This is a genomic window from Undibacterium sp. RTI2.2, assembly GCF_035018705.1.
GTDB lineage: Bacteria > Pseudomonadota > Gammaproteobacteria > Burkholderiales > Burkholderiaceae_D > Undibacterium.
The window spans coordinates 1-206 of the sequence record NZ_JASJXN010000171.1; the positions used below are offsets into that span (position 1 = coordinate 1).

General features: G+C 45.6%; 1 protein-coding gene. It reads left to right on the forward strand.

The features are described from left to right. Positions 1–206: hypothetical protein (locus QN395_RS21585; RefSeq protein WP_323493073.1), on the forward strand; the 206-nt coding region annotated here is incomplete at both ends.

The following is a 206-nucleotide window of genomic DNA, read 5'->3' on the forward strand; positions in this document are numbered from 1 at the left end:
GTCGATGAGATGGATGAAAAAATTCAGCAATGGCACCGCTCTTCAGAGACGAGTAGAAAGCTTGCTGAAATCCCAGGTGTTAAACAGCACAGAGAATTTTCCACTTCAATTGAAATTCTGCGTCCAGGAAATTTTCGTCGATCCAATAGCCGCAAGGGCTTCTGTGAATCTCTCTGGAAACGCCCCGCGCTGACAACTGGAAAATT